This window comes from Prosthecobacter gellanilyticus (assembly GCF_007992435.1).
In the GTDB taxonomy this organism is placed as follows: domain Bacteria; phylum Verrucomicrobiota; class Verrucomicrobiia; order Verrucomicrobiales; family Verrucomicrobiaceae; genus Prosthecobacter; species Prosthecobacter gellanilyticus.
In genome coordinates this window covers 172,723-198,158 of record NZ_BKAG01000002.1, presented here as the reverse complement: position 1 = coordinate 198,158, position 25,436 = coordinate 172,723, and the positions used below count along the sequence as shown (strand labels likewise).

20 protein-coding genes are annotated in these 25,436 nt (G+C 59.8%); 12 read left to right on the top strand and 8 right to left on the bottom strand.

The window, feature by feature from the left end:
- Nucleotides 1-166 precede the first annotated feature (166 nt).
- The 6 genes from BGE01nite_RS02220 (at nucleotide 167) to BGE01nite_RS02195 (ending at nucleotide 7,433) form a co-directional block, all read left to right on the top strand.
- Nucleotides 167-1,198 (top strand): rod shape-determining protein, encoded by a 1,032-nt coding sequence (locus BGE01nite_RS02220; protein WP_146848629.1) that lies wholly within the window; start codon nucleotides 167-169, stop codon nucleotides 1,196-1,198.
- Between the two features lie 66 nt (nucleotides 1,199-1,264).
- On the top strand, nucleotides 1,265-2,146 hold the full coding sequence (gene mreC, locus BGE01nite_RS02215; RefSeq protein ID WP_146848628.1) for a rod shape-determining protein MreC: 882 nt from the start codon (nucleotides 1,265-1,267) through the stop codon (nucleotides 2,144-2,146).
- A gap of 12 nt (nucleotides 2,147-2,158) precedes the next feature.
- Nucleotides 2,159-2,776 (top strand): hypothetical protein, encoded by a 618-nt coding sequence (locus BGE01nite_RS02210; RefSeq protein WP_146848627.1) that lies wholly within the window; start codon nucleotides 2,159-2,161, stop codon nucleotides 2,774-2,776.
- Complete coding sequence (mrdA, locus tag BGE01nite_RS02205; protein ID WP_146848626.1) at nucleotides 2,766-5,051, top strand: penicillin-binding protein 2; 2,286 nt, start codon at nucleotides 2,766-2,768, stop codon at nucleotides 5,049-5,051. The genes BGE01nite_RS02210 and mrdA overlap by 11 nt, the downstream gene beginning before the upstream one ends.
- Nucleotides 5,052-5,093: 42 nt before the next feature.
- Nucleotides 5,094-6,701, top strand: a complete 1,608-nt coding sequence (locus BGE01nite_RS02200) for an Rne/Rng family ribonuclease (RefSeq protein ID WP_146848625.1) — start codon at nucleotides 5,094-5,096, stop codon at nucleotides 6,699-6,701.
- Nucleotides 6,702-6,782: 81 nt separating this feature from the next.
- A complete protein-coding gene (locus BGE01nite_RS02195; protein ID WP_146848624.1) occupies nucleotides 6,783-7,433 on the top strand; it encodes a hypothetical protein in 651 nt (216 codons plus the stop codon).
- 112 nt (nucleotides 7,434-7,545) lie between these two features.
- Here the strand turns inward: BGE01nite_RS02195 and BGE01nite_RS02190 are convergent, their stop codons facing one another.
- Nucleotides 7,546-8,427, bottom strand: a complete 882-nt coding sequence (locus tag BGE01nite_RS02190; RefSeq protein WP_246145646.1) for a sugar phosphate isomerase/epimerase family protein — start codon at nucleotides 8,425-8,427, stop codon at nucleotides 7,546-7,548.
- 297 nt (nucleotides 8,428-8,724) lie between these two features.
- Here BGE01nite_RS02190 and BGE01nite_RS02185 point away from each other — a divergent pair, with 297 nt between their 5' ends.
- The 4 genes from BGE01nite_RS02185 (at nucleotide 8,725) to BGE01nite_RS02170 (ending at nucleotide 14,693) form a co-directional block, all read left to right on the top strand.
- Nucleotides 8,725-10,101 (top strand): aspartate aminotransferase family protein, encoded by a 1,377-nt coding sequence (locus BGE01nite_RS02185; RefSeq protein ID WP_146848622.1) that lies wholly within the window; start codon nucleotides 8,725-8,727, stop codon nucleotides 10,099-10,101.
- Nucleotides 10,102-10,231: 130 nt separating this feature from the next.
- Nucleotides 10,232-11,299 (top strand): cobalamin-independent methionine synthase II family protein, encoded by a 1,068-nt coding sequence (locus tag BGE01nite_RS02180; protein ID WP_146848621.1) that lies wholly within the window; start codon nucleotides 10,232-10,234, stop codon nucleotides 11,297-11,299.
- 77 nt (nucleotides 11,300-11,376) lie between these two features.
- Nucleotides 11,377-12,765, top strand: coding sequence for an efflux transporter outer membrane subunit (locus BGE01nite_RS02175; protein WP_170266531.1), 1,389 nt, complete (start codon nucleotides 11,377-11,379; stop codon nucleotides 12,763-12,765).
- Nucleotides 12,766-12,794: 29 nt separating this feature from the next.
- Nucleotides 12,795-14,693 carry an acyltransferase family protein gene (locus tag BGE01nite_RS02170; protein ID WP_146848619.1) on the top strand — a complete coding sequence of 633 codons (1,899 nt, stop codon included), beginning with the start codon at nucleotides 12,795-12,797 and terminating at the stop codon, nucleotides 14,691-14,693.
- Here BGE01nite_RS02170 and BGE01nite_RS02165 read toward each other — a convergent pair.
- The 7 genes from BGE01nite_RS02165 to BGE01nite_RS02135 form a co-directional block, all read right to left on the bottom strand.
- On the bottom strand, nucleotides 14,679-15,149 hold the full coding sequence (locus tag BGE01nite_RS02165; RefSeq protein ID WP_146848618.1) for an acyl-CoA thioesterase: 471 nt from the start codon (nucleotides 15,147-15,149) through the stop codon (nucleotides 14,679-14,681). The two genes, BGE01nite_RS02170 and BGE01nite_RS02165, sit on opposite strands and share 15 nt — an antisense overlap.
- 27 nt (nucleotides 15,150-15,176) lie before the next feature.
- Nucleotides 15,177-17,726, bottom strand: a complete 2,550-nt coding sequence (locus tag BGE01nite_RS02160; RefSeq protein ID WP_146848617.1) for a CapA family protein — start codon at nucleotides 17,724-17,726, stop codon at nucleotides 15,177-15,179.
- Nucleotides 17,723-19,120, bottom strand: a complete 1,398-nt coding sequence (locus BGE01nite_RS02155; protein ID WP_170266530.1) for an NADase-type glycan-binding domain-containing protein — start codon at nucleotides 19,118-19,120, stop codon at nucleotides 17,723-17,725. The genes BGE01nite_RS02160 and BGE01nite_RS02155 overlap by 4 nt, the downstream gene beginning before the upstream one ends.
- Before the next feature lie 49 nt (nucleotides 19,121-19,169).
- Nucleotides 19,170-20,642 carry an NAD(P)H-hydrate dehydratase gene (locus BGE01nite_RS02150; protein WP_146848615.1) on the bottom strand — a complete coding sequence of 491 codons (1,473 nt, stop codon included), beginning with the start codon at nucleotides 20,640-20,642 and terminating at the stop codon, nucleotides 19,170-19,172.
- On the bottom strand, nucleotides 20,639-22,450 hold the full coding sequence (locus BGE01nite_RS02145) for an arylsulfatase (protein WP_146848614.1): 1,812 nt from the start codon (nucleotides 22,448-22,450) through the stop codon (nucleotides 20,639-20,641). Before BGE01nite_RS02145 ends, BGE01nite_RS02150 begins: the two co-directional genes overlap by 4 nt.
- A gap of 103 nt (nucleotides 22,451-22,553) precedes the next feature.
- Nucleotides 22,554-23,309 (bottom strand): hypothetical protein, encoded by a 756-nt coding sequence (locus BGE01nite_RS29270; RefSeq protein ID WP_176601356.1) that lies wholly within the window; start codon nucleotides 23,307-23,309, stop codon nucleotides 22,554-22,556.
- Between the two features lie 151 nt (nucleotides 23,310-23,460).
- Complete coding sequence (locus tag BGE01nite_RS02135) at nucleotides 23,461-23,742, bottom strand: antibiotic biosynthesis monooxygenase (protein WP_146848613.1); 282 nt, start codon at nucleotides 23,740-23,742, stop codon at nucleotides 23,461-23,463.
- A gap of 127 nt (nucleotides 23,743-23,869) precedes the next feature.
- Between BGE01nite_RS02135 and BGE01nite_RS02130 the strand changes: the two genes are divergently transcribed.
- Both BGE01nite_RS02130 and floA read left to right on the top strand, forming a co-directional pair.
- The gene (locus tag BGE01nite_RS02130; RefSeq protein ID WP_146848612.1) at nucleotides 23,870-24,364 is read left to right on the top strand and encodes an NfeD family protein; all 495 of its coding nucleotides are present in this window, start codon (nucleotides 23,870-23,872) and stop codon (nucleotides 24,362-24,364) included.
- Between the two features lie 17 nt (nucleotides 24,365-24,381).
- Complete coding sequence (floA, locus tag BGE01nite_RS02125) at nucleotides 24,382-25,398, top strand: flotillin-like protein FloA (protein WP_146848611.1); 1,017 nt, start codon at nucleotides 24,382-24,384, stop codon at nucleotides 25,396-25,398.
- Nucleotides 25,399-25,436: the final 38 nt, after the last annotated feature.

The window sequence follows — 25,436 nt, the reverse complement described above, 5'->3', positions numbered from 1 at the left end:
AGGAAACTCTTCTTGACCCCTAAACCCCCCTCTTTTAGGATCGAAATTGTGAGAAACCTGAAGGGTTGGCGCTGCTTTTTGCGACTTAATGACGAAAAGATCGGTGTCGTCGCCGGCTCAGGTTCCTTACTTATTCATTTTCAATCCCTTTCCACTTGTGATTCACATGCTCGCCAGCCTTTTTGGTTTTGGAGTTAAAGATATCGGTATCGACCTTGGCACCGCCAACACTCTCGTTTACGTCAAAGATCATGGTATCGTGCTTCGCGAACCGTCCGTGGTGGCGGTAAAATCCGGCACGAATGAAGTCGTCGCCGTGGGTGACGACGCCAAGCGCATGCTCGGCCGCACTCCTGGTGGCATCACCGCCATCCGCCCTCTCAAAGATGGTGTGATCGCCGACTTCCGTGTCACGGAGGCCATGCTGCGCCATTTCATCCGCAAGGTTCACAACAACCGCCGAGCCATCCGTGGTCCGCGCGTGGTCATCGCCGTGCCCTCTGGCATTACTGAAGTGGAGAAGCGCGCCGTGAAGGAAAGCGCCGAAGCCGCAGGCGCTCGTGAAGTGTACCTTATCGAGGAACCCATGGCTGCTGCCATCGGCGTGGGCCTGCCTGTGCAGGAGGCTGCCGGTAACATGATCGTGGACATCGGCGGTGGCACCACCGAGGTGGCCATCATCTCCCTCTCCGGCATTGTTTACAGCCGCAGCGTCCGCGTGGCTGGCGATGAGCTGGATGAGTCCATCATCAACTACATGAAGCGCGCCTACAATCTCATGATCGGTGAGCGCACCGCTGAGGAGATCAAGCTGCGCATCGGCAGCGCCTTCCCGCTCGGCAAGGAGACCACCATGGAAGTCAAAGGACGTGACATGGTGGCCGGTCTGCCCAAGACGATCACCATCACCAGCCAGGAAGTGCGTGAAGCCATGCTGGAGCCTCTGAACGCCATCATCGATGCGGTGCGCACCACGCTGGAGCGCTGCCCGCCTGAGCTTGCCGCCGACCTTGTGGACCGTGGCATCATGCTGGCTGGTGGCGGCGCGCTGCTGCGCGGCCTCGACAAACTTCTCCAGGAAGAAACCGCCCTGCCCGTCCACGTGGCGGAGGATCCGCTCAGCGCCGTGGGCGAGGGCGCCGGTCGTGTTCTGAACGAACTCGAGTTCCTGAAGAAAGTGAGCACCACCGAGGTCTGACAGGTCAAGGCCTGTCTTCATGACGCCAACCCATTGTATGGCAACACCCAGCCAGGGTAACTGCCCATGAAAAAGCTCAACATTCTCGCGCTGCTGATCTTCGTCGCGGCCGTTGTGTCCGTGTTCACACTGGACACACCGACCACGCGGGAGATCCAGAGCCGCGTCATGTCCCTGCTCTCGCCCTTCATCCACTCCAGCACCGCCATTGAGGAGAGCATCAGCAATGTCGGCGCGCCCACGGTGGATCCGAAGGAAGTGAAGCGTGACAACGAGCGCCTCACCATCGAGGTCGAAAGACTTCGCATCATCTCCCAGAAGTACGTCCAGACGCTGGACGAGAATAACCAATTGCGTGAACTGATCGAGTTCAAGAAGAACAGCGCTTTCAAGATGACCGCCGCGCGTGTGATCAAGCGTGTCTCCTCCACTTGGTGGAACACGATGATCATCGACAAAGGTTCCCTGGATGGTCTGGCCACTGACACTCCGGTCATCAGTTCCGCAGGCTTGATCGGCAAGACTGGCAAGATGGCTCCGCACATGGCCGAGGTCATTCTTCTGACGGACGAGACCTGCCGCGTCTCCGCCAAGGTGGACGGCACTCTCGAGCAGGGCATCATCTCGGGCGAGCGCGCAGGTCTTGATCTGCGCCCTGACCTGCGTCTGCGCTTTCTCAACCGCACAGCCGTGCTGCAACCCGGCGCCACCGTGATCTCCACAGGCGAGGGCGGCATCTTCCCCGCCGGCCTAACCATTGGTCGTGTCAAACGCTTCGAGATGAAAGACATCACGGGTGAGGCCGTGGTGGAACCGACCGTCGATTTCTCCCAGTTGAAGCATGTCTTTGTGCTCGATGCCCAGGACAACACTGCCGCCGCACCTTCCAAGACAGAGTCAGGCGTGCCGAAAGCTGTGCCCGTGTCCGAGGCGCAAGCGAAGCCCTGATCTCCCTCTGCCATGGTCTTCTATCCAGTCACCCTCATCCTCCTTCTGCTGACCTTCGTGGTGCAGGAGTTCGTGCCGGGCATCACCATGGCCCATCACGCCACCCTGCTCCTGCCTCCGGTGTTCTTCTTCACGGCGGCGGTGGCGGTGCCCTTCCCCATGATGCTCATCCTGGCCTTCATCACCGGCTTTCTCTGGGATGCGCGCCATCTGCCCGCAGCCGCCGAAGCCGTGGCCTCGGGTGCGGACAGCCTCATCAGCGGTGCCATGGCCACGCCTGAGATCGTCACCGGTGGCGGGTTTGGCATCGGCATCTCCATCATCATCTTTGGCCTGCTGGGGACCTTCCTCCAGGGCGTGCGCCCTCTCTTTAAAAGAGGCCGCGTGGAGCTGCCCGTGCTGCTGGTGGGCTTCACCACCTTTGTCTGGCTGCTGCTGGAATACCTCATCCAGACCTTCATGCGTGGCAGCCTCTTCTTCCCCACCGCTGTCTGGACCAAGCTGGTCACGGACACCATGCTGGCGATGCTCGCTTCACCCCTTCTTTTCCTCCTTTTGTATTCTCTCGCGGGTCTGTCCCGTTATGAGATCAAGTATGATGGCCTGAAATACTCCTTCGATGGTCGTTAAATATCGATTCAGACTCTATCTCTTCACCCTGGCCATGGTCTGTGGCTTCGGGGTGCTGGTCTATCGTCTGTGGTGGCTGCAGATAGAGCACCACAAGGACTTCGTGAACAAAGTTCCCGAGGCAAAACGTGAGCGCGCCCGCCTCCCCGGCGTGCGTGGTGAGATCAAGGACCGCAACGGTGTCGTGCTGGCCACCAACCGCGCCACCTTCGAAGTCCGTGTGAACCTGAAAGAGGTGCTTGATGAGTACCTCCGCCAGTGCCGCATCAAGAAGATCGACGTGCCGATGATCAAGGTCGAGTTCAAGGACCGCGGTATCACGCGCCAAAAGGACGAGCCTGACATTGTGGTCATGTTCCAGGAATTGATTGAGGCGAAGCTGGCTGATCTCGGCCTGGCTGTCACTCCGTCTCCGGATCAGGACAGATACCTGCGCGTGCACTACCGCAGCTTCGGCGGCGTCATTCCCTGGGTGTATCGTGACAACCTCACCTTCTCCGAATTCAGCCGTTTCGCTGAACACAATCTTTCGCTGCCAGGCGTAAGCGTGGCCGAGCGCGGCAGCCGTGTGTATCCGCTCGGTGCGCTGGCTTGTCACATCATGGGTTATGTCCGTCTGCCGGACGATCAGCGTGTCTCTGAAGAAGAGCGCAAAGGCTGGGACTATTATGTGCCCGATGACTTCGGTGTCGCCGGTGTGGAGAAAAGTTTCGACAAGTATCTGCGCGGTCGCGCCGGTGCGCGTGTGATGCAGAAGAACGAGCGTGGTCGCATCGTGGGCGAAGTCGTGGATGCCTATGAGGCGCCGCGCAAAGGCAACGACGTGCATCTCACCATCGATGCACGTATTCAGTACATCGCCGAGATGGCTCTGCGTGATGGCAAGATCGGCCGCGGTTCCGTGGTGGTGATCAAGCCTGACACCGGCGAGGTCCTGGCCATGGCCACCGTGCCTAACTATGATCCGAACCGTTTCATTCCGAGCATCAGCACAAGGGAGTGGGATGCGCTGAACAACAATCCGGTGATCCCGATGCTAAACCGCGCCACACGTGGTTTTGCGCCAGGCTCAACCTACAAGGTGCCCATCGCTCTCGCAGGCTGTCTGGCGCACATCCAGGGTAATCACTACAACTGCAGTGGCAGCGTCACGTATGGCAACAGGCCCATGCAGTGCTGGATCCAGCGTCAAAGTGGTGGTTCTCATGGCAGCCTGGGCTTGAGTGATGCGCTCATGCGCTCCTGCAACTGCTTCTTCTACCAGTATGGGAATGCGGCGGGCATCGACGACATCACCAAGGTGGGCAAGTTGCTCGGCCTTGGTGAAAAGACTGGCATCGAGCTTGATGAAGAGGATTCAGGCATCCTCCCCAATCCGCAATGGTTGCGCCTGCGTTACCCCCAGGAGCGTTGGAGCAATGGTTACACGGCCAACGTCTCCATCGGTCAAGGGCAGGTGCTCGCCACACCCCTGCAGATGGCCTCGGTGGCTGCCTCCGTTGCTTCCGGCAAGTCCTACAAACCGCATCTCCTCTACGAGGTGAAGGATGGCACTGAAATCGTGGAGTCTCACAAGCCCGTGCTGCGTGCCGATCTGGGCCAGTTCTTCCCAGCCACCGATCTCGAGCTCGTCCGCAAGGGCATGTGGAAGGTCGTGAACGATGCTGGTGGCACCGCCAAAGCCGCCAAGATCCCAGGCGTGGAAGTCGCAGGCAAGACCGGCACCGCCCAGGCTTGGCGTGAGGATGAGCGTGGCGTCAGCGTGGTCGACAACCACACGCTCTTCATCAGCTTCGCCCCTTATGTGAATGCCAAGTATGCCGTCTGCATCATCGTCCAGGGCGGGAAGTCCGGCGGTGGCTGCGCGGCCCCAGTGGCCCAGCGTGTGCTGGAGCGCTCACTGGCACTCGAGCAAGGCTACAACCCTGGCATCCAGCCCTTGGGTGAGGTGGCCGGTAACTTTAACAAGATCGAAGCTGTCACCTACGCGGATGCAGGTGTGGCTTTGATTCCTGCAGCGGATGAGGACGGCGACACAGGTGGCGATGCCCCTGAGCGTCCCGCCGCGACCGAAAGGCCGCAGCGCACCAACGCCGCAGCACCGAACATTCGCAGAACGGGAGAGGCTCCGGCTTCTTCCGGGGCAAGCTCCAATCGTGACGGCACGAGACCTCGCCGGGGTCTCTTCAACCGTGGAGAGCCTTCTTCGGCACCCAGCGAGCCCGCACCTTCTGGCGGCGGACTCTTCCGCAGGCTGTTTCGCTCCCCCCGTTAAACGGCTCCCATTTCAGATAATCTTTCTCTATACTCCCACATCATGGCATTAACGTTTGTTCAGCGCGTCAAAGAATTCATCACCGGTAAAAAGGACATCCGAACAGGTACCCGTCTGGTCATCAATTGCGAAAAACTCGAGAACCGGGTGGCTCTCATCGAGAACGGTCTCATTGAGGAATACACCCTCGAGCGCACCGGCACGAGCACCATCGTCGGCTCCATCTTCAAAGGCCGCGTGAAGAACATCGAACACGGCCTCAAGGCTATGTTCATCGACATCGGTCTCGACAAGAACGCCTTCCTCCACTTCTGGGATGCGATCCCCGAAGCGCTCTCCAACCAGGGCATGGAAGAAGTGAACCGCGGTGGCGCAGGCAAGGCCAAGCAGAAGCGCATCAAGGCCGAGGACATCCCGCAGCTCTACCCTGTCGGCTCCGAGATCATGGTGCAGGTCACCAAAGGCCCGATCGGTAACAAAGGCCCTCGCGTCACCACCAACATTTCCCTGGCCGGACGTCTTCTGGTGCTCATGCCGCAGAACGACCAGTTCGGCATCTCCCGCAAGATCGAAGATCCGAAGGAGCGCGCCCGCCTGCGCAAGATCATCGAGCGCGTGAACCTGCCGGAAAACCTCGGCCTCATCATGCGCACGGAAGCCTCCGGCAAACGTGCCCGTCATATCATCCGTGACCTGAGCCTGCTCATCGAGCAGTGGAATGACATCACCGGCAAGCGTGACAGCAAAGGCGCCCCCGTCTGCTGCTTCCAGGAGCCTGAGCTCATCGAGCGCACCGTGCGTGATTTCCTCACTGAGGACATCGACGAAGTGGCCTGTGACGACAAGGAAACCGTGGAGCGCATGCAGAAGATGGCCTCCCAGATCTCCGGCCGCGCCAAGCGCCGCATCACCTACTATCAGGGCCAGACCGCCATCTTTGAGTCCTACGGCATCCAGAAGCAGATCGACAATGCCTTCTACCGTCAGGTTTGGCTGCCTTGCGGCGGCTACATCGTGATCGACCAGACCGAGGCGCTCGTCTCCATCGACGTAAACACGGGCCGAAACAAGGGCGGTGGCGGCGGCAAAGACCAGCAGGACAAGGTGCTGGTGGAAACCAACCTCGAAGCCGCTGCTGAAGTGGCCCGCCAACTCCGTCTGCGTAACATGGGCGGTTTGATCGTGGTGGACTTCATCGACATGAAGCACCGCAAGGATCAGCAGGCCGTGTACAAGGCCATGCTCGACCACCTGAAGCGTGACAAGGCGAAGACGCAGATCCAGCCGATCAGTCCCTTCGGCCTCATGGAAATGACCCGTCAGCGTCTGCACGAAAGCCTCAGCAGCGCCCTCTACGAGAGCTGCCCTTACTGCAAAGGCCACGGTCAGGTGAAGACTACTTTCACCATGAGTGTGGAGCTTCAGCGCGCCCTCAGCAGCATCCTCGGCCGCGGCAAGACGGAGCACAAAAACCTTGTCGTGGTGGTTCACCCTGAGGTGATGCAGCGCCTGAAGACGGAGGACGGCGAGCTGCTCGTCTCCCTGGAGCGCAAGTATGAGGCCCGCCTCACCTTCCGTAGTGACCCCACCCTGCACCGTGAGGACATCAAGATCACCAGCGCCCTGAATGGCGAAGAAGTCCGCGCCTAACCACTCCTGCCCCGCCCCCGAACCTCCTCCTTATGGAGGAGGATTTGAACATCTCCCGCCCCTGTCACTGTCCTAACTCCCATGCCCCCCCCTGCTAATCGCAATCGCATCGTTCTCATTGGCGCCGGTCTTGTGCTCGTCGTGGCCCTGTACTTCGGCTGGCAATGGGCGGGACAAGACAGTTCCCAGTCCTCCACAACCAAGAAAGACGTCCCTGCCGCCAAGCAGGAGGCGGTGAAGGGCGCGGATACGCTCCCCGGATCCTCTCCCGCCCCCAAGGCTGGCATGACCGGTGGTCCTGACCGCCTGATCACAGTCGAGGAAGGTGATGTGATGATCGATGAGATCCTGCGCTCCAACAAAGAGATCCCGCAGATGGCCCGCGATCTTCATGACCTCGTGAAGAAACTCAATGGTGAAGCCCAGGTGAATGCCAGCCGCCATCTGGTGAATCTTACCAGTGATGAAGACTACGGCCTCATCGCCGGCTACCTCACGGATCAGAAGATGAACCCGGATGTCGTCGAGGTGCTCTTTTCCGACCTCATGAACCGCAACCGCACCCTGCAGATGCCGTTGTTCATGAACATCCTCAAAAATCCCGCTCACCCGCAGAACGAGCAGACCCGCAACGTGCTCACGATCCTCGCCGGTGAAGACTTCGGCACCGACTGGGCCAAGTGGGATGCCTGGGCGCAGAAGGAGCTCGCGGCTCAAAAGGCCGGTCAGTGATCACGGCCTCGCCGGCGTATCCGCAAAGAGCGAACTACCAAGTTCGCTCTTTTTGTTTGCCCGAATAAGGCGCACTGCTGAGCCTTACGCCGTCCTATCAAACTCACCTGGTTCAAGCCGCGGCAGCGCGAGCCTTCGTCACCATTTCCATGAACAGCTTCTGCTGCTCTGCCAGTGCTGCCACGCGGTCTGCTAGCTTCGTGCGGGCTTCCAGCAGCACCCAACCCGCGTAGTCGGCATCCACCAGCAGACGGGCGAGTTCCGGATACGGATACTTGCCCTCATTCACCTCACGGACGTGAGTCGTCGCGCCCAGGAAAGGCTGCACCTTGGCGAAGTTTTTAACGATACCATCGCCAGCCAGATCCTCGTCATTCGAGTTCCAGCACACGCGCACGTTGTCACGTGCGGCCACTTCCATGATCGTCTTGATGTGCCCCAGATCACAAACACCTCCATGCACCTCCAGGCGGATTTCCTGGCCGAAACCCAGCGCATAGTCACCGATCTCCGCGAGTGACTTGCCGATCTGCTCCAGCGTCTTCTCCACCGGCACTTCCTTCGGCAGATTGTTAGGCTTCACCTTCACTCCACTGCCGCCGATGTCGTGACTGAGCTTCACATACTCTTTAGCGAGCTCGATGTGCTTGCGCACCTCATCCGCCTTCGCGCTATGGAACTCGCAGTTCGTGCCCATGCCGAGCACATCCACCGGCGAGTCTTCAAAAGCCTTCCGCACCTCGCCACGCTGCGCTGCGGTCATGGTAGTCTCCACTTTGTGCGCATGCTCGATGCGCAGCTCCACGCCCAGCACCTCGGATGTCTCGCAGTTTTTGATCAGCGTCGGCAGATCCCAGTCCGCGCCCCACATGTAGGTCACGAGACCGAAATGAATGTTCTCCCCCTTGTAGCTGAGCTTGCTCTCCTGGGCGAGCAACGGAGCAGCGAAGGCAGTCCCAAGAGCGGTGGTGATGAAATGGCGGCGGGAATTCATGGTAGGGTGGTGAGTAGCGGTTCTAACGTACATCGTCCGGCGAGACCAGACTCTTTTCACAGGTCATTCGTCCGTGATCATTTGGAGCTTCCGAAGGACGCAGCTACGCCCACCGGGAACATTCATATCCCAGACATGTGCAGAGGCGGAAAAAACCATCCCCCTATGATCTTACATCATAAGTTGATCACTCACAGTCACTTGTAGCTCTGGGAAGCTCATCACAAAAGGACACAGACCCGCTGAATTGTGCGTAGCGGCGGACGCTGGTTCCATCCATGATCGTGACCTAATCACATGGGCAAAGAATTCGACACCACACCGCAAACCGTCCCGCACGTCGCCACCCGGCATCGCACCATCTGCACGCAGGTCCCTCATCCGGACTCGCTTTCGCACATCGAGCGCAGCCGCAAGTTCGAGCCGCTGTCCATGCGCGGGATGCCACCCATCGTTTGGGAAAAGGCGGACGACATCTATGTCTTCGACAAATACGGCAATCGCTGGCTCGACTGGAGCAGCGGCGTGCTGGTGACCAACTGCGGCCACGGTGCCCCTGAAGTGCGTCAGGCCATGATCGACCAGATCAACAGCGGCCTCATTCACAACTATGTCTTCCCAAGCGAGGAGCGCCCGGAACTCGCCGAGGCGATCGCCAATGTTTCGCCAGATCCTTTGAAGAAGGTTTTCCTGCTTAGCTCGGGCAGCGAAGCCACTGAGTGCGCCATCAAGCTCAGCCGTGCCAACGGCATCAAGGTCGGCGGACGTGAGAAGATCGGCATCATCGGCTTTGATCGTGGTTATCATGGCCGCACGCTCGCCAGCCAGCAGGCAGGCGGCATGGCCGGGCAGAAGACCTGGATCGTGAACCTTGATCCGGCCATCATCAATGTGCCCTTCCCGGATGGTTACTGGGAAAACGACAGCAGCTTCGACGGCTTCCTCAAGGCCATCGAGAAGAGCGGCATGAAGCCTAGCCAAATAGCTGGCGTGATCATGGAGAGCTATCAGGGCGTGGGTCCTGACTTTGCTCCCGTGGAGTACATTCAGAAACTGCGCGCCTGGTGCACGGAGAACGATGTGGTGCTCACCTTCGACGAAGTGCAGTCGGGCTTCGGCCGCACGGGCAAGTTCTGGGCCTTCGAATACTACGGCGTGGTGCCTGACCTCATCTGCTGTGGCAAGGGCATCTCGTCGTCGATGCCGCTGAGCGCGGTGATCGGCAGCGCGAAGATCATGGACCAGTTCCCACCGGGATCGATGACGAGCACGCACTCGGGCAATCCCGTGTGCTGTGCCGCCGCCCTGGCGAGCTTGAAGAAGATCGTGGACGAAGACCTCACCGTCAATGCTGCCCGTCTCGGCCCGATCCTGGAAGAAGGCTGCCGCGCCGTGCAGCGCAAGTATCCGGACCTCATCGGCAATGTGACCGCCGCAGGCTATGTGGCCGGCATTCAGACCATCAAGCGCGGCACGAAGCAGCCTGACCACGATCTCGCTCATCGTGTGATCGAGCTCTGCTATCAGAAGGGCCTGCTCCTCTTCGCCCCTGTGGGTGCCTGGGGCCAGACTGTGAAGATCTGCCCGCCTCTCACCATGGGCAAGGAAGCCCTGGAAGAAGGCATCGCGGTGATGCACGAGGCCTTTGACCAGGCCGTGGCAGAGCTGGGTTGATCACTATTTTAAACAACGAAGCCAGGATGAGGTGTGAACTTCATCCTGGCTTTTTTGTGTCCCTTTCGTTTGCTTTCAAAATGGACTTCTCGCTGGTCAACGGTGGTCGGATGGTTAGTCTCTGCGGCGCATGTCCACGCTTATCCCCACTGAGTCGATTGGTAGTCTGCCTCGTTCGCGAGCCCTTCAGCAAGCCATGCAGGCTTTTGCCGCAGGCCAGATTTCCGCTGAAAACATGGAGCGTCATTTCGATGCAGCTGTGGCTGATACGATCTCACGTCAGGAAGAAGCAGGTGACACACTCCTGACGGACGGTGAGCAGGCCAAGCCAAGCTTTGTCACCTATCCGCTGAGTGGTCTCACGAATCTCGCGGGCCATGGTGTGGTCATTCCCTTCGCGGACGGCCATACGCGGCAGCTGCCCTGTCTCACTTCGGGTCCGTTTCGCTATGGCATCTATGCGGGCAGCTACCTCCCACGTGCTCGCAAGCACACAGGCCAAGCCCTGAAGCAGGCCGTGATCTCAGCCTCTGCCTTGTCCCTGCTCTATCCAGCGCAGGAGATCGATGGCTATTCGCGCGATCAGTTCATCAATGATCTGATCGAGGGTGCCGTCGCGGATATCCGAAGCTGCTTCGATCAAGGCGCGGCGAAGGTGCAGAACGACTTCACGGAAGCTCGTCTGGCCATCAAGCTCGATCCATCGAAGGGATTGCTAAAGCAGTTCATCGACCTCAACAATGAGGTGCTTGGGCGCTTCAGCGCGGACGAGCGGCAGAAGATCGGTGTGCATGTTTGTCCAGGTGCGGACCATGATTCGACGCACAGCGCTGATGTTCCTTATTCCGAGCTCATCCCTCTGCTGATGACCATGAACGCAGGGAACTTCTACCTTCAAATGGCTAGCGAGCGCGAACCTGAGGCCGCCTTACGGGTCGTCGCGGATCATCTGCAGGATCACCAGCGGATCTTTGTGGGTGTGATCGATGTGAATGACGAGCGGGTCGAGAGCAGTGCGGTCGTGCGGGACCGTGTCCTGATGGCCGCCCGATATCTACCAGTCAGCCAGCTCGGCACCTGTGATGACTGCGGTTTCTCGCCCTTTGGCGATGACATCGTGACGGCCCGGGACACCGCCTTTGCCAAGATCACCGCGCGTGTCCAGGGCACGCAGATGGCCCGGGATCAACTGGCCTGAGGCAGGAATTAGCCTTGTGATTCCGGGGCATCCCATGCAGCCTGCGGGCCGTGTTTTTCCAGTCTCGCGCTCCCCTCTTGTTGATCGTCTGTCCGCTCATCGCGGGCTGTGGATTTCTGCCGCCTCTTGGTTCCCGTCGGCTGAAGGAGGACGTGGCTGCCGTGCACTCTCGCGCGCCGGAAAAATGGACCGCGCTGCCAAAGATCGAGCCCACGGCGGCCACTGGCTGGCTGGATGATTTTAATAGTGTGACGCTGCGCCAGCTGGTGGATCGCACCATCGCAGCCAATCCGGATCTGAAAGCGGCGGGTGCCCGCGTGACGCAGGCGCGGGCTGAGACTGTGCAGGCTGGCGCGGCCCTCTGGCCCAGTATCTCAGGCGCATTCAGCGCCTCCCGCAGCCAGTCGCCAGGAGACCAGCGCTTCTCCGGGCTGGGGACCATCAACAACCGCTTCCGCCTGCCACTGAACGTGAGCTGGGAGGTCGATCTCTGGGGCCGAGTGGCCGATGAGCGCAGTGCCGCCCGGGCACGACGTTTTGCCGCCGAGGAGGATTTTCATGCTTCGCGACTTTCCCTGGCGGCAACCGCCGTCCAGACCGCCATCACACTCGCCGAGGCGCAATCCTTGCAGTCTCTGGCCGAACAAAATGTGCGGACACGCCGCGTGCAGCTCGGCATTTTGGAAAAGCAGATGGAGCGCGGGCTTGAACCAGATCGCGCGGCACTGGATGTCTCACTCGGCCGTGCTGATCTGGCCCGTGCTGAAGCCACGGTGCAGCAGCGCAAGGCTGCCGCAGACCAGTCCCGCCGTACGCTGGAAGTGTTAATGGGAGGCTATCCGGCAGGCACCGAGCGCGGCCTTACCTCCCTGCCGGTGCTGAAGCGCGGTATCCCCGCAGGCCTGCCCTCCGAACTCTTGCTGCGCCGCCCTGACCTGCGTGCCGCTGAGCGCCGTCTGGAGTCGGCCCTGCGACTGGAGAGTTCGGCGAAGAAGGCTTTCCTTCCGAGCATCCGGCTGACGGGTGATTATGGGCGAACCTCGCAGCAGACGGATGACCTGCTGGTCCCCGAAGCCGCCTTCTGGAGCATTGCCAGCAACGTGACCCAGAGCTTCTTCCAGGGCGGACGCATCATCGCCACGGTGCAACAAACCCGTGCACGCTATGAGGAGCAGCTTCAAACCTACACCAGCAGTGCGCTCACCGCTTTCCGCGAGGTCGAGACAGCCCTCGCTGCCGATGCCTTCCTGCGAGCACAAGCCGATGCGCTGAGCCGCTCCGCGGCTGAGGCCGAACGAGCTGAGTCGCTGGCTCTCGGTCAGTATGAGAAAGGTCTGACGGAGGTACTGACGCTTCTGGACACACGCCAGCGTGCCTTTGATGCGCGAAGTGCGCTCATCGCCGTGCAAGCCCAGCGTCTGCGCAATCGGACTGACCTGCACCTCGCACTCGGCGGCGAGTTCTGACCCCTCGGGCGGCTAAGCTCCAGCCAGACATGAAAATGAGTCAGCAGTCCTCCTCCTACCTGCCAGAGGTGGATGGGCTGCGTGCCCTGGCAATCTTGGCGGTGCTGCTGTATCACCTGGATCCAGGCCTGTGCAGCGGCGGCTTTCTGGGTGTGGATTTGTTCTTCGTGATCTCGGGCTTCGTGATCACGCGGAAGATTGCCCCGCAGATCAGAGCTGGGCGGTTTAGCTTTCGAGACTTTTACTGGAACCGTGCGCGAAGGCTGCTGCCAGTCTTCCTGCTGGCGCTGCTCACGATCTGGATAGCCGCTTGGTGGCTGCTCTTTCCGGCGGATCTCAAGAGCCTTGCCAGCACCACTTTGGCGGCCCTGCTTGGCCTAGCCAATTATCAGTTCTCGCGTCATCTGGACTACTTTGCGCCTAGTCTAGAGACACATCCCCTACTCCATCTCTGGTCGCTCGCGGTGGAAGAGCAGTTCTATCTTTTCTACCCTCTGCTGCTTGTGCTGGTTCTGCGCCGCCAGTCTATCCGTTGGCTGCTGCCCGTGGGTTGTGGGCTGTTGTTTCTTCTTTCCTGCGGCATGAGCCGCTGGCTGCCGTTGCAGGCCTTCTATGGGTTGGAATCACGCGCATGGGAGCTTGGCATCGGATGTTTGGTGGCGTTGAGGTGCCAGATGAAACCGAGTGCCTTGCTGAGCTGGCTTGGAGTATTGCCGTGTCTCGGCAGCCTTGTGGGTATGAGTGATCGTGCGGGACTTCCTGCTCCCGCGGCTCTGCCGATCTGCCTGGGCACGGCGCTGCTCATTGCTACTCGTTGTGGAGGACCTGGCAGCGTGCTGCATCGGGTCTTCGTGCTGTCTCCTGTCCGCTATCTGGGCCGCATCTCTTACTCTCTCTATCTCATTCACTGGCCGGTGCTGGCGCTTGGCCCGAAGCTGACGCTGAACTGGGGAACGCAGGAGAAGACACTGGCAGCTCTCCTCTGCCTGCTGCTCGCCGCCCTTGTTCATCACACGCTGGAAAATCCTGTGCGCCGCATGCGCTCGGGATGGAAGTTTGCAATTCCGACAATCGGTGTGGCGGTGCTCTTGGCCTCGTTCGCTGTGCTGGGACGATCCAGGCAAGGATGGTTAGGCTCACCTGGAGAGCAGGCACTGAGACAGGTGTATCCCGAATGTACCCAGTCCAAGCCTGAAACGAATCGTTGGTTGCGGTTAGGGCTTGCTGGCAGGCCTCCAGACGTCCTGCTCGTAGGTGACAGCCATGCGCAGTGCCTCATTCCAGCTCTCGATGACGCCTTGAAGCAGCGCGGCCTCTCCGGTGCCGCCTGGGTGGCGCATGCGACACTGCCGCTGGAGAACATCGAGACCTCTGCACATAGCAAGACCTTCGCTCGCGAAGCCATGCCTGAGCTTCTGCGCAGCCCGGCGAGCAGGGTGGTGCTGATGGCAAGCTGGACTTCCTACCTCACCAGTGATTCAGCGGACAAGCAGGCACGCCTGCGTATTCTCACGCCACACAGGAGCGTTGAGGAGGGAACCCAGATGGTTACAGCCGCAATTAAACATACCGCCACCGAGCTCATGGAGGCTGGGAAGCAGGTGGTGCTCGTGGATCCCGTGCCGACCTATCGGGTCCATGTTCCTGAATATCTGGTGAAGACATCGCGCTGGGGTATGGCTGCTGCGACGGAACTGATGACACTCACGGATCATCAGAAGCGCCACCAGGCTGCCCTCGCAGCTTTGGATGAGGTGGCACGTACCATTCCAACCATCCGCCGAGTGCCGTCAGCCAGTCTTATGACCCGAGATGGTCACCTGATCTACCAACAGTCAGGCCGCTCACTCTATGAGGACAGCAGCCACCTCACTCGCGAAGGCGCAGAGATGATTGTGCCTGCATTTATCGACTCACTTAGCCGGTGAGCCTGGGCCTTTGATGAGTTCAGGTGGAGCTACTTCCAGCTTCTCCAAGATGCGCTGGGGAATCTCGACGGCTTTCATCTTGCCCGTGGCTTTGTCCCTCTGCACGCAGGCGACGATGAGACGGCCCTCGGCGCTGAGATCTCCATCCTCTTTCCAAAAGCGCACCAGGTAACGAACGGTTTTCCGGCGCACTTCCTCCACCAGCAACTCCATGGTGAAGACGTCCTCAAACTTTAGCGGAGCGCGGTAGTCACACGAAGCGTGCACGCGTGGCCAGCCGACGTAGTCACCGTCCGTCACCACGTTATGCCCGTCCCAGATGGACATACCCATGCCGCGGAAGAAGTCATGCTCCACCCGCTCCATGTAGCGGAAGAAGTTCGAGAAATGCACGATCCCCGCCATGTCTGTGTCAGCAAACTGGACGCGATCTGTGAGCGTGTGGCGATAAGGCATGGGGAATGTCTGGCGCAGGCTTCCGCCTCATTCAAGCCTCACCCTGCCCTCGCGATCAAAGGCCGTGGGCAGCAGTCGGGCGCGAACGATCTCTGGTTTTTCCGTCCACGTTCTTTCGCATTGCAGCACGATCTCCAGCAGCGCGCCCTGGGACCACTCGGCATCAGGGCCCGGCCCATCAAAGACGGCATTGCCCAGGGAGTAAGCCACGGTGGCCTTATCGATGCGTTCGAGGGACTGCACGACATGCGGTCCGCTACCGACGATGAGATGCGCCCCGGCATCTCTGCACTTAGCAGCCAGCAGCCTCTGCCTGGGGCTCGGCGCAATACTATGCTCCCCCCCCCAGTGCGGCATGACGATCACAAAACCAGCCTGCGCAGCTGCCTTGCGCACCTGCACCAGCAGCGGCTCAAAGTCAGGCTCAAGTGAGTCATCCCACGCGATCAAGGCGAGCTTTTGATCCTTCACCTGAATGATGACAGGCTCCTCCTGCACGGCTTTCAAGCCAGCGTGCTCAAGCTCCCTCACGGTCTGTTCACGACCCTCCGGGCCGAGATCCAGTGCGTGATTGTTCTCCACGCTCAAGGCTGTAAAACCCACCTCGCGCAGACACTCAAGCGCCGAGGGAGCGGCCACCAAGGTGATGCGACCTTTTGCAGGAGCCGCCGGTTGCGCGGAGATAACACACTCGAGATTTCCCATCACCAGATCCGCACCCGCCAAGGTCTCACGCCAGGCCCGCAACGGATTGCCTTCCTTCGCGATGGTCTGAGTCACACCGCGACCGAGCATGATATCTCCGGCGAAGATGAGACGCAGCGGCTTCAAAGGTGGACGCAGGCCCATGAGCTTCGGAGGCGCACGATTCGCGGAGAGTCGGGCGAGAGTCAGAATCTCCGGTCGTCCTTCAAGCTGATGCACGCAGAGATCCTCTGCACCCAACTGGCCCAAAGGCGGCCGATCCTCCCACAGCGCCGCGAGATGCGAACCAAAGTGCAGAAGCGCTGGTTGGCCATCCGTGGGCAGACTGTCCAGAGGCTGAAGATCTGACTCCACGTCACGCGGACTGCCCCAACCTGCACGTGAGCCTTCAGCGCGCAGGCCCTGGACGATGAAGTTGGCGCAATCCGCGCCCCAGTGCGTGCTCGGACCGAAACCATAGTGACGACGAAACAGCAGACGCGAATCAAAGATGTAGGGCAGACCAAACTGCTCACTCCAGGCAGCACGCGCGCCCTTGGCGCCGGAAGCATGGATGCAGAGGATCTGTGCTGGGGTGCGCCAGGACTCGCCATCACGGAAAACCTCGGCTTCGACTTCTAGCGTGCCGCAGTGCAAGGCAGGATCGAGCCATCGGCCTAACTGTTTTTGTGTCAATTCACCCATCACCGGACCCTCAGCCATGAGGACTCGCTCATGATGGATCCAGCGCGGGGCCTGGCTGGAGAAGCCGAAATCGGCTCCGATGCGATACTCAGCCCCCTTCGCACGCAAGGCATACCAACGAACACGAGAACCGACAGGCTCGGGATCAATGCGCAAAGTGAGCTTGCCATCCGCAGGAGCACTCCAGGTCTGGTCTGGGCGACGGCGCCCGCCGCTCACTTTCAGTTTCGGCAGGAAGGGATCGGTGCTCCAGGCTTCCAAAAGGTCCTCGGCTTTCTCGCGGTCAAAGGCACAGGTTTGCGGCTGCCAGTGGTTTAGCAGCAGGGTGCGAAGTTCCGGAGCAGCTTTTGTGAGATCGAGCGCTGGAATGCGCTTCGCCTGCCGCTCCAGAAGGCGTGCCATCAGGGAATGATCAGGGCCTGTGCGTGCGAAGGGCTCAAACTGCACCCTGGCCTGCGCTACTCGCCAGACGGTGTCCAGCGCCAGTGTGGTCAGTTTCTCAGCCTGCGTGGCATCTCGAAGGTAGGGTGATGAAATGGCGACGGAGATGTCCACCAGGCCACGCAGCCGGAGCACGCTGGAAAACACTTCCTCGACCTCGGCAGCGAGGAGGTCGTCCGAAGTCTTCGCGAAGAAATCCAGATCGATACTCGACACGACGCGACGTGATTCCGGCCATGTGGAGGACTCTTTGAGGAAGGCCGCCAAGTCCATCACGCGATAGCAGGATGAGAGCGGACCGGCATCACGTGGCAGAGCTTCCTCATGGGCATCGAGATACTCGCGTGACTCTTTCTCCAGACGTTGTGCTTCTAAAGGTTCCAACTTCAGCGCAGGCACCCAGATCACTTCGGAGATCGGAGCGGGCATGAGGGACTCCAGCCAGTTGAAGCATTGGATGCGCCCTTCCTGACGCCAAAGCTTCAGCATCTCGGATCTCAACTCTTTTGTCGGGCCACGCCGGATGTCCGCACGGATCTTGTCGGAGTTGGCGATGCCATTGGCATCACAGTGTGCATCATAGAGCACAAGCGTGTGCTTCTCCTCAAAGGGCAGTGTCTCGACCAGATGATAGAAAGCTCCCGCATGAGATTCCTCCACATGCACGGGCAGTGGCTGCGAATGCGATGGCAGGGCCAGCAGGCACAGCGCGAAAGCTGACACCAAAGCTGCCCGCCGCAGATTCATCGCGCGGGCTGGATCTTGGGGGCTTTCTCCAGCGGCTGAATGAGCACAAGCTCGGTCAGCGCAGTGTCCTGATATTTGGCACCTGGATAAGCCTTGGCGATAGTGAGCTTGATGGTCTCCACCGGCTTGTCCGAGGCAGGCAGATCAAAGAAGAACTTTTCGTTCTCCAGAAACTCGTCAGGGATGCTCACGCGCTTCGCCTCGCCGCCATTCACACTGACATCGAGCTCTGCCACGCGGCCATTCGCCTGATACAGATCCTTCGATGTGGCATAACCATTGACGATACCGACACGGCTGATTTTCGCAGGCTTCGGCAGCTTCAACGATAGTGATTCACCGACTCCATCGCCTTTGGAACCTTCAACCCAGGCACCTTCGTCGCCGGAATCACGGAGATTGTCGGCCTTGTAGTTTTTCTCACCCTGGGCAGCGAGAGTGGAGCTGGCTTCGATGGTGAAATCACTGCGCCAGAACTCCCAGTTCTTGCCCTTGAGCTTGCCTTCGTCATCGAAGACACTTTCGCCATAGGACACATACTCGTTGAGGAAAAGGGCATCGCCATCCTGGGCTTTCTCCTGCTCTTCCTGGGAGGCTGAATTGAAGGCGCTCTGCTGGAACATTGCCTCACGGGTGACGATCTTCAGATCATCTTCAAGAGTAGGTTCGAAGTCGGTGAACTGCCAGTGCCACTCGTTGCCCTTGCGCTCAAAACGCTTCGGATGGCTGAGTGTGACGCTCTCGGGAGAAATGGTCGCAGCTTTCACAATGACCGTTCCTTGCTTGATCGGGCCAGCCCAGAGACCAGCGGCGGAAAAGAGGTAGGTGAGACTCAGCGGGCCGAGGCGCGCATCGTCAGAGACGTAGTCATACTCGCCGTAGTAGGGATTGCGGTAGTTCACAATGAGGCGGCGGGTCTGGCCCTCCTCGAAGTCGAGATTGAAGACATGCCAGGAGTTTACCACAGCGCCTTCGACGAGGCCTTCCTCGCTCAGCTTGAATTCATCGGAGCGTTGCTGCCATTTCACATCCTTGCCATCGGCTTTGAGCACCAGGTTTTCGATCTTGGGCTTCAGCGTTTCAGGTTTGACCTGCTGCCCCTCAGGCGCGTTTTCATCATACTTGACGCCCACCGAGATAGCGCTCGGGAAGCCGGCCTCGATCTTGACCTTCTTGCCGGGATTGTGCAGCACGTATTCGATGCGCACGTCGGCATACTCGATGTGCAGGTCGATCTCCAGGCGCTCGGAGATCATCTCCACCTGCTCGACATTCTTGGGCTGCAAGGCGGAGGTTCGCTGGAAGGCTCCGGTGTGTTTGATGCCCGTGAGGTAACCACCACCATTCGCGAAGAGAAACGACGGCACGAGGAGGAAGATCCAAAGGTGTTTCATGATTCCGGAACGTAGGCCCTTCACCGGGGCCGTCAATAACCACAGAGTGTTACTCCAACTCCCCAAAAGCCGCCCCAAGATGGGCGATGACATCCGTCGGCAGCACGGAAAGCTGTGCCTGAGAAAGCGCGGCGATCTCTGCCGCACGTCCGCAGGCCCAGGCACCGATGCCGGCAGCTTGGTGCAGAGGGATGCCCTGCCCTGCCAGTGCGGCGCAGACGCCGGTGAGCACGTCTCCCATGCCGCCGGTAGCCATGCCGGGGTGGCCGGTGGTGTTAAAGAAGGTCGGAGAGCTTTCAGTGGCAATGACGGTGCGCGCGCCTTTCAGGAGAAGCGTGTTTCCAGGAAAGGCTTGAGCCCAGCTCTCGGCTTGAGTCAGCCGGGGATGAGATGACCCGTCCCCGACCAGCCGCGCCATTTCACCAGGATGCGGCGTGAGCAGGCGTGGAGGTGTGGAGGTCAGGAAAACGGACACTGGGGTGCGTGCGACCATGGTGATGGCATCTGCATCCACCACGGCGGGCATGGAGGCGTATTGGATGACATTCAGGATCTCGTCCTCGCTCTCGAAGCCGAGTCCTGGGCCGATGGCGAGCGCATCAAAACGCATGTCCAGCACGTCACGGTAGTCCTTCACCACTTTCACCATGATCTCTGGCGGAACCTTGGCAGCGAGAAGTTCATAGACCTCTTCTTTGACCAGCAAGGTCACCAAGCCTGCACCTGCGCGCAAGGCCCCGCCGCAGGCTAGCACGGCAGCGCCGATGAAGCCGCGCGAACCGGCGATGATGCCGACACGACCTGCCTGGCCTTTATGAAAGTCGAAACGGCGGCGCGGCAAGAATCCGCTCAGGAGTTCAGGGGTGAGTAGTTGCGGCCCGCCGTCATCTTCGACCGTCAGTTCGGCTAGAGGGACTAGGGCGAGCCGTCCGACATGCGAGACGGCAGCATCCGCGATGAGGCCTGATTTTCCATGAGCGACGGTGACGGTGAGATCAGCGATCACGCAGTCGACGGATGGCTCGCCGGTGTCTCCGTTCAAGCCGGAGGGAATGTCCATCGCCACGGTGTGGGCATGTTGCTCGAGGCGCAGCGCATTCATCTCGGCAGCGAGTGCGCGGATGTCTGGGCGCATCTCGCCGACGGCTCCAATGCCTAACAAACCATCTAACTGAACGACGGGTCTTGGCAGGTCTGCAACATCAATGGGGCTGGCTGACACTGCAAAGTCAGTCAAGGCATCGAAGTGTCCGCGAGGCAGCGGCTTGAGCTTTTCGAGGGGGCCGCTGAGGCGCACTTGGATCTGCCAGCCGAGCTTTTGCAGTTCACGTCCTGCCACGAGGGCATCGCCACCGTTGTTGCCACTGCCGAGGTAGAGGATGAGCGTGCCTGGCTGAGGAAAGAGGCGCCAGACCTCACGGGCGATGCCGCAGCCGGCCTTCTCCATCAGATCTGCCGCGCTGACACCGCGCTCGAAGGCGCGGGCCTCGATATCCTGCATCTGGCGGCATGTGACGATCATGGTTTCAGCGTCAACGTGACGCGTCTCACCTCTGCCACAGTGGCCCCGGGGATGTCCAGTGCGCGCAGCGTGAGCAAGCCACGTCCGGCGGGGAGCTGGATGGTACCGAGGCTCAGAGGTTTGAAGTCCCGCATAAAACTTTCGCCTTTGCGCGAGGCGCGGTCCTGGTCGTCGATCAGGCGTGGATACCAGCCTGGAGTGACTTTGCCGGTGGTCTTGGCTTCGCCCAAACTGAGCTCGATGGTGGCTCCGGCATCGGCCTCAGGGCAGACGTAGTCGATGCTAACCTCGTACGTGCCGGCGGTGTGCACATCGACATCCCAGGTCATGGTGTCTTCCTTGGTCTTCCAGTTCACAAAGTAGGAGCAGTTCGGCGCGCTGGAACTGCGCTGCACGCCAGCGTGCGGTTTGCCATCGCGAGCAGGCAGCATGGTGGTGGGGAACTCGGCATAGCCCACGGGATAGGGGCGATCATCAGCGGGCTTGCCAGCACCGCCTTTGCCCTTGCCGCCCTTCTTCTTCGCGTCCGCCGCGGGTTTGTAGGGCTTGCCAAAGACTTCTTGATGCCATTTCGAGCCTGCAGCGGCGAGAGTGGAGGCGACATCAGGTTTTTCTGCCGCGATGTCCTTGGTCTGATTCGGATCGGCGGCCATGTCAAAGAGTCCACCGGCTGCATCCAGGCGATACTGCTGCGAACGCACACTGAGGCGGCCGCCGTTGTAGTTCATCAATTCGCGGGGCGAGCGCTTGGCCATGCCGCCCTTGAGTTCGATGGAGAGATCGATACCATCCAGGGGCTTCGTCGAGACGGGCTTCACACCTGCCAGCGCGGAGATAGTGGGCATGAGATCAATGGCGCCGCTGATCTGGGTGATGGTCACGCCCTCTTTGATTTTGCCAGGCCAGCGCATGAAGAGCACGCTGCGCACACCTCCCTCATCCGTCACGCCTTTGCGGCCCTTCATACCACCGTTCCAGCGAAAGCTGTTAGGCCCGTTGTCACTGAAATAGACGACAATGGTATTCTCAGTGATCTTGAGCTCATCGAGCTTTTTCAGCACACGGCCCACGTTCATGTCGATGTTGTCCATCATCGCGAGGACGCAGCGGGTGACATCCATTTCCTCATTGGCACCCTCCTGCCCGCGCAGGGTGATCTTGGTCTCAGGGAACTTGTTCCAATGCTCATCCGGCGCGCTGAAAGGCGAGTGTGGTGTGGTGAGCGGGATGTAGCAGAGAAAGCGCTGTTCCTTGTTTTTCTCCATGAACTGCATGGCGCGATCTGTGAGCACATCCACGATGAAGCCTTTGGCGCGGAACATCTTGCCGTTCTCCTCGAGCGGCGGGTCAAAGTATTCGCCCCAATGACCGCTGGTATAGCCGACATACTCGTCGAAGCCGCGCGCATTCGGATGATAGGGCCACTGGCTGCCGTTGTGCCATTTGCCAAAGGCGCCTGTTTTGTATCCAGCCGCCTTGAAACCGTCCGCGAGGGTCTTTTCATCCGTGTTCAGGCGTTCCTGGCCTTCAGACACTCCAAGCACGCCACCGCGTGAATGATAGCGACCGGTGAGGAACTCGGCTCGTGTCGGAGCGCAGAGAGCACAAACAAAGAATCGATCAAAGCTCGCGCCAGACTTCGCCAGCGAATCGATATTTGGTGTCTGGAGGTTGGTATTGCCGTTGATGGAGTAGTCTCCCCAGCCTGAATCATCCGCGAGGAAGACTACCACATTGGGCCTCGTCTCGGCCAGAGAGACCGAGGTGAGCAGGAGTCCGAGGAGAAGGAAGGAGAGCAGGCGTGACATGGAATCCCTCTAACAGTGCCGGAGCCTGCGGCTTTTCATCAAAACAAGAAGGCGGACTCCGTGGAGTCCGCCCTGTCGATGGTTTCCTTAACTTAGCTGCAGCTTAGCGTGAGCGGCGCTGGCTGGAAGGGCCTGCCGAAGGTGCGCTAAACGACCGCGAAGCAGACGGTGCACTGAAGGATCTGGACATGGTCGGAGGCGCGCTGCGTGACACAGAAGGCATGCTGCGAGAGATCGAAGGCGCGCTCCTGGAGATGGAGGGCGAGGAGAAACTCGCGAGCGGACTTGGACGATCCGCGCGGCCACTTGGACGTGGCAACGACGGAGCACTGAAGGAACGCGACGGAGAGGGAGCTGGTGAGCTGCGGAACCCGCTCGGACGGCTCAGGCTGCGCGGAGACGGCAGATTGGGGATCGAAGGAGCGTTGTTGATGGAGGATCCACGGAAACTCGAGGGGCGTGTCACCTGGGCAGCGTAGCGACTGCTAGGTGAATTATACCTGGAGGAGACGTGGTTGTGGTGATGGTGGCCGCTGCTTCCGCTATAGTAGCGGTTGTATCCGTAACCACCTCCCCAGCCGCCGCCGAAGAGGCCCACGCTGGTATACGGTGAGTAGCCGTAACCGCTGTATCCATAGCTAGGGTATCCATAACCGTATCCGTCATACCCACTATAACCGTATCCGCTACCGTAGTAGGGTCGGCTGGAGGAGTAATAGTTCACGCTGGAGTAACCCGGCGATGCATAACCAGGTGCACCATAACCGCCGGCCACTGGGTAGCCGTAGGGGTCCACGCAGGAAGAGAGGGACAGGCCGCCGAGGACGGCTGCTGCCAAAAGAGTGAGTTTTGTTTTCATGGCTAGGAGGTGAGACTCAAAGCTGTGAGAGGCTATTCAGAATAATTTGCGCCTTATTCCCGCATCAGCCGGAAACCCCACTCCCGGGAGCAGAGACCGGAAGGTGTTCAAATGCGGCGAATTGACTCTTTTGCCGTCCATTCGACGAAGACTACAACGTGCCCGCCTCAATCTGATCCAGGTAGATAAAGTCCGGGGATTTCACGCCAGCCTCCTTGCGGATCTGGACCAGCTTCGGTGACTCAAAGAAGGCCTTGGCATCCGCGATGGAGGTCCAGGCTGAAAAATGCACAATTTTGTTAGGCTCCTTTTCATACTTCAGGACCTGGTAGGAGCGCTCACCGGCGGCTTTGCGAATACCGGCGGCATTATCGAAAACGGTCTTCCAGGCCGGGTAGTCTTCGACTTCGTGGATGATGAGTACGTATTGCATCGCTGAGGATGAACCGCAGATAACACAGCGGGCACGGATGTCCTGAACAAAAAAAAGCCCTTTCGTGAAGAGAGTGACATGGAAGTCGGAAGAGACTTGGCAAGTCCCTCTCCTTGCTCCACCATCCATGCAGCCACCACGCCGCATGATTGTCACCATCAGCATCATTGCCCTCTGCGGCCTTTTGTTTGTGATCCTGGAGACATTCCTTCCGGGCGGCATCGCGGGTTTCCTGGGCGTGCTGTGCATTTTGGCAGCCGTGATCCTGGCCATGATGGCGGATGAGCTGGATCCATGGTCCCCCATGGAACGCACGGCGCTGGCCTTTGGCATTGTGGCCGGTGCCTCCGTGGTCTCACTCATCTGGCTGCGTTTCTTCGCGGTGAAGTTCTGGTCTCGCTCCCTCACCCTGAAGGCGGAGGTTCCTGCGCCCAAGGCGGATGCTAACTGCCCGAATGACAGCGAGGGTACGTCTCTCACGGAACTCCGTCCTCTAGGTCGAGCTGAGATCGATGGCCGACGCTATGAGGTGCGCTGCCAGGATGGTTTTGCTCCCGTGGGCGCACGTCTGCGTGTCACCGGCCATGAACCCGGCAATCTCGTCGTTCGTTTGATCTCCTAACCTCGTCTCTCTCCACCATGCCAGCTCTCAATACCATCCTCGTCGGCGCTTCGCTCGTCCTCGCCCTCATCATCTTCCTGATCGTGGCGAAGTTCTTCAATCTCTGGCTGCGTGCACGCATCGCGAACGCGCCGGTGAGCATCGTGAACCTGCTGGCCATGTATCTGCGTGGAGTGCCAAACGCCTTGATCGTGGACACCCGCATCACGGCGGCGAAGGCGGGCATCCCGATTAATACTGACCAGCTTGAGGCTCACTATCTGGCCGGTGGTGAAGTGACCCATGTCGTGCTGGCACTAATCGCTGCTGACAAGGCTGGCATCCCGCTCGACTACAATCGCGCCTGCGCCATCGACCTCGCTTGTAAGGGCACGGGCAAGACCGTGCTGGAAGCGGTGCGCACAAGCATCAATCCCAAGGTCATCGACTGCCCGCATCCTGACATGGGTCGCGGGGGCAAGATCGATGCGGTGGCCAAGGATGGCATTTCTCTCCGAGTGCGTGCTCGAGTAACCGTGCGCACGAACCTGGACCGCTTCGTCGGTGGTGCCACCGAGGAGACCGTGGTGGCCCGTGTCGGTGAAGGCATCGTGACCTGCATTGGCTCCTCCCACTCTTATAAAGATGTGCTGGAGAATCCCGACGCCATCTCCAAGCTGGTGCTGCACAAAGGGGTCGATGCTGGAACCGCCTTCGAGATTCTCTCGATCGACATCGCTGACATTGATGTGGGCGAAAACGTGGGCGCGAAGCTGCAGACGGAGCAGGCCGAGGCGGACAAGAAAATCGCCCAGGCGAATGCTGAAATGCGCCGCGCTGCTGCAGTGGCCCTGGAGCAGGAAATGTCTGCCCGCACCCAGGAAATGCGCGCCCGAGTGGTGGAGGCCGAGGCCCAGGTGCCGCTGGCCATCGCCGAAGCCTTCCGCAATGGGCAGCTGGGAGTCATGGACTACGCCAAGTACAAGAACGTGCTCGCGGATACCGACATGCGCAGCAAGATCGCTGGTGGATCGCCGGGCGGGACGGGGGCTTAAGGCATTCACAAGAGCGTTGAAATTGTCACTCCTTGATT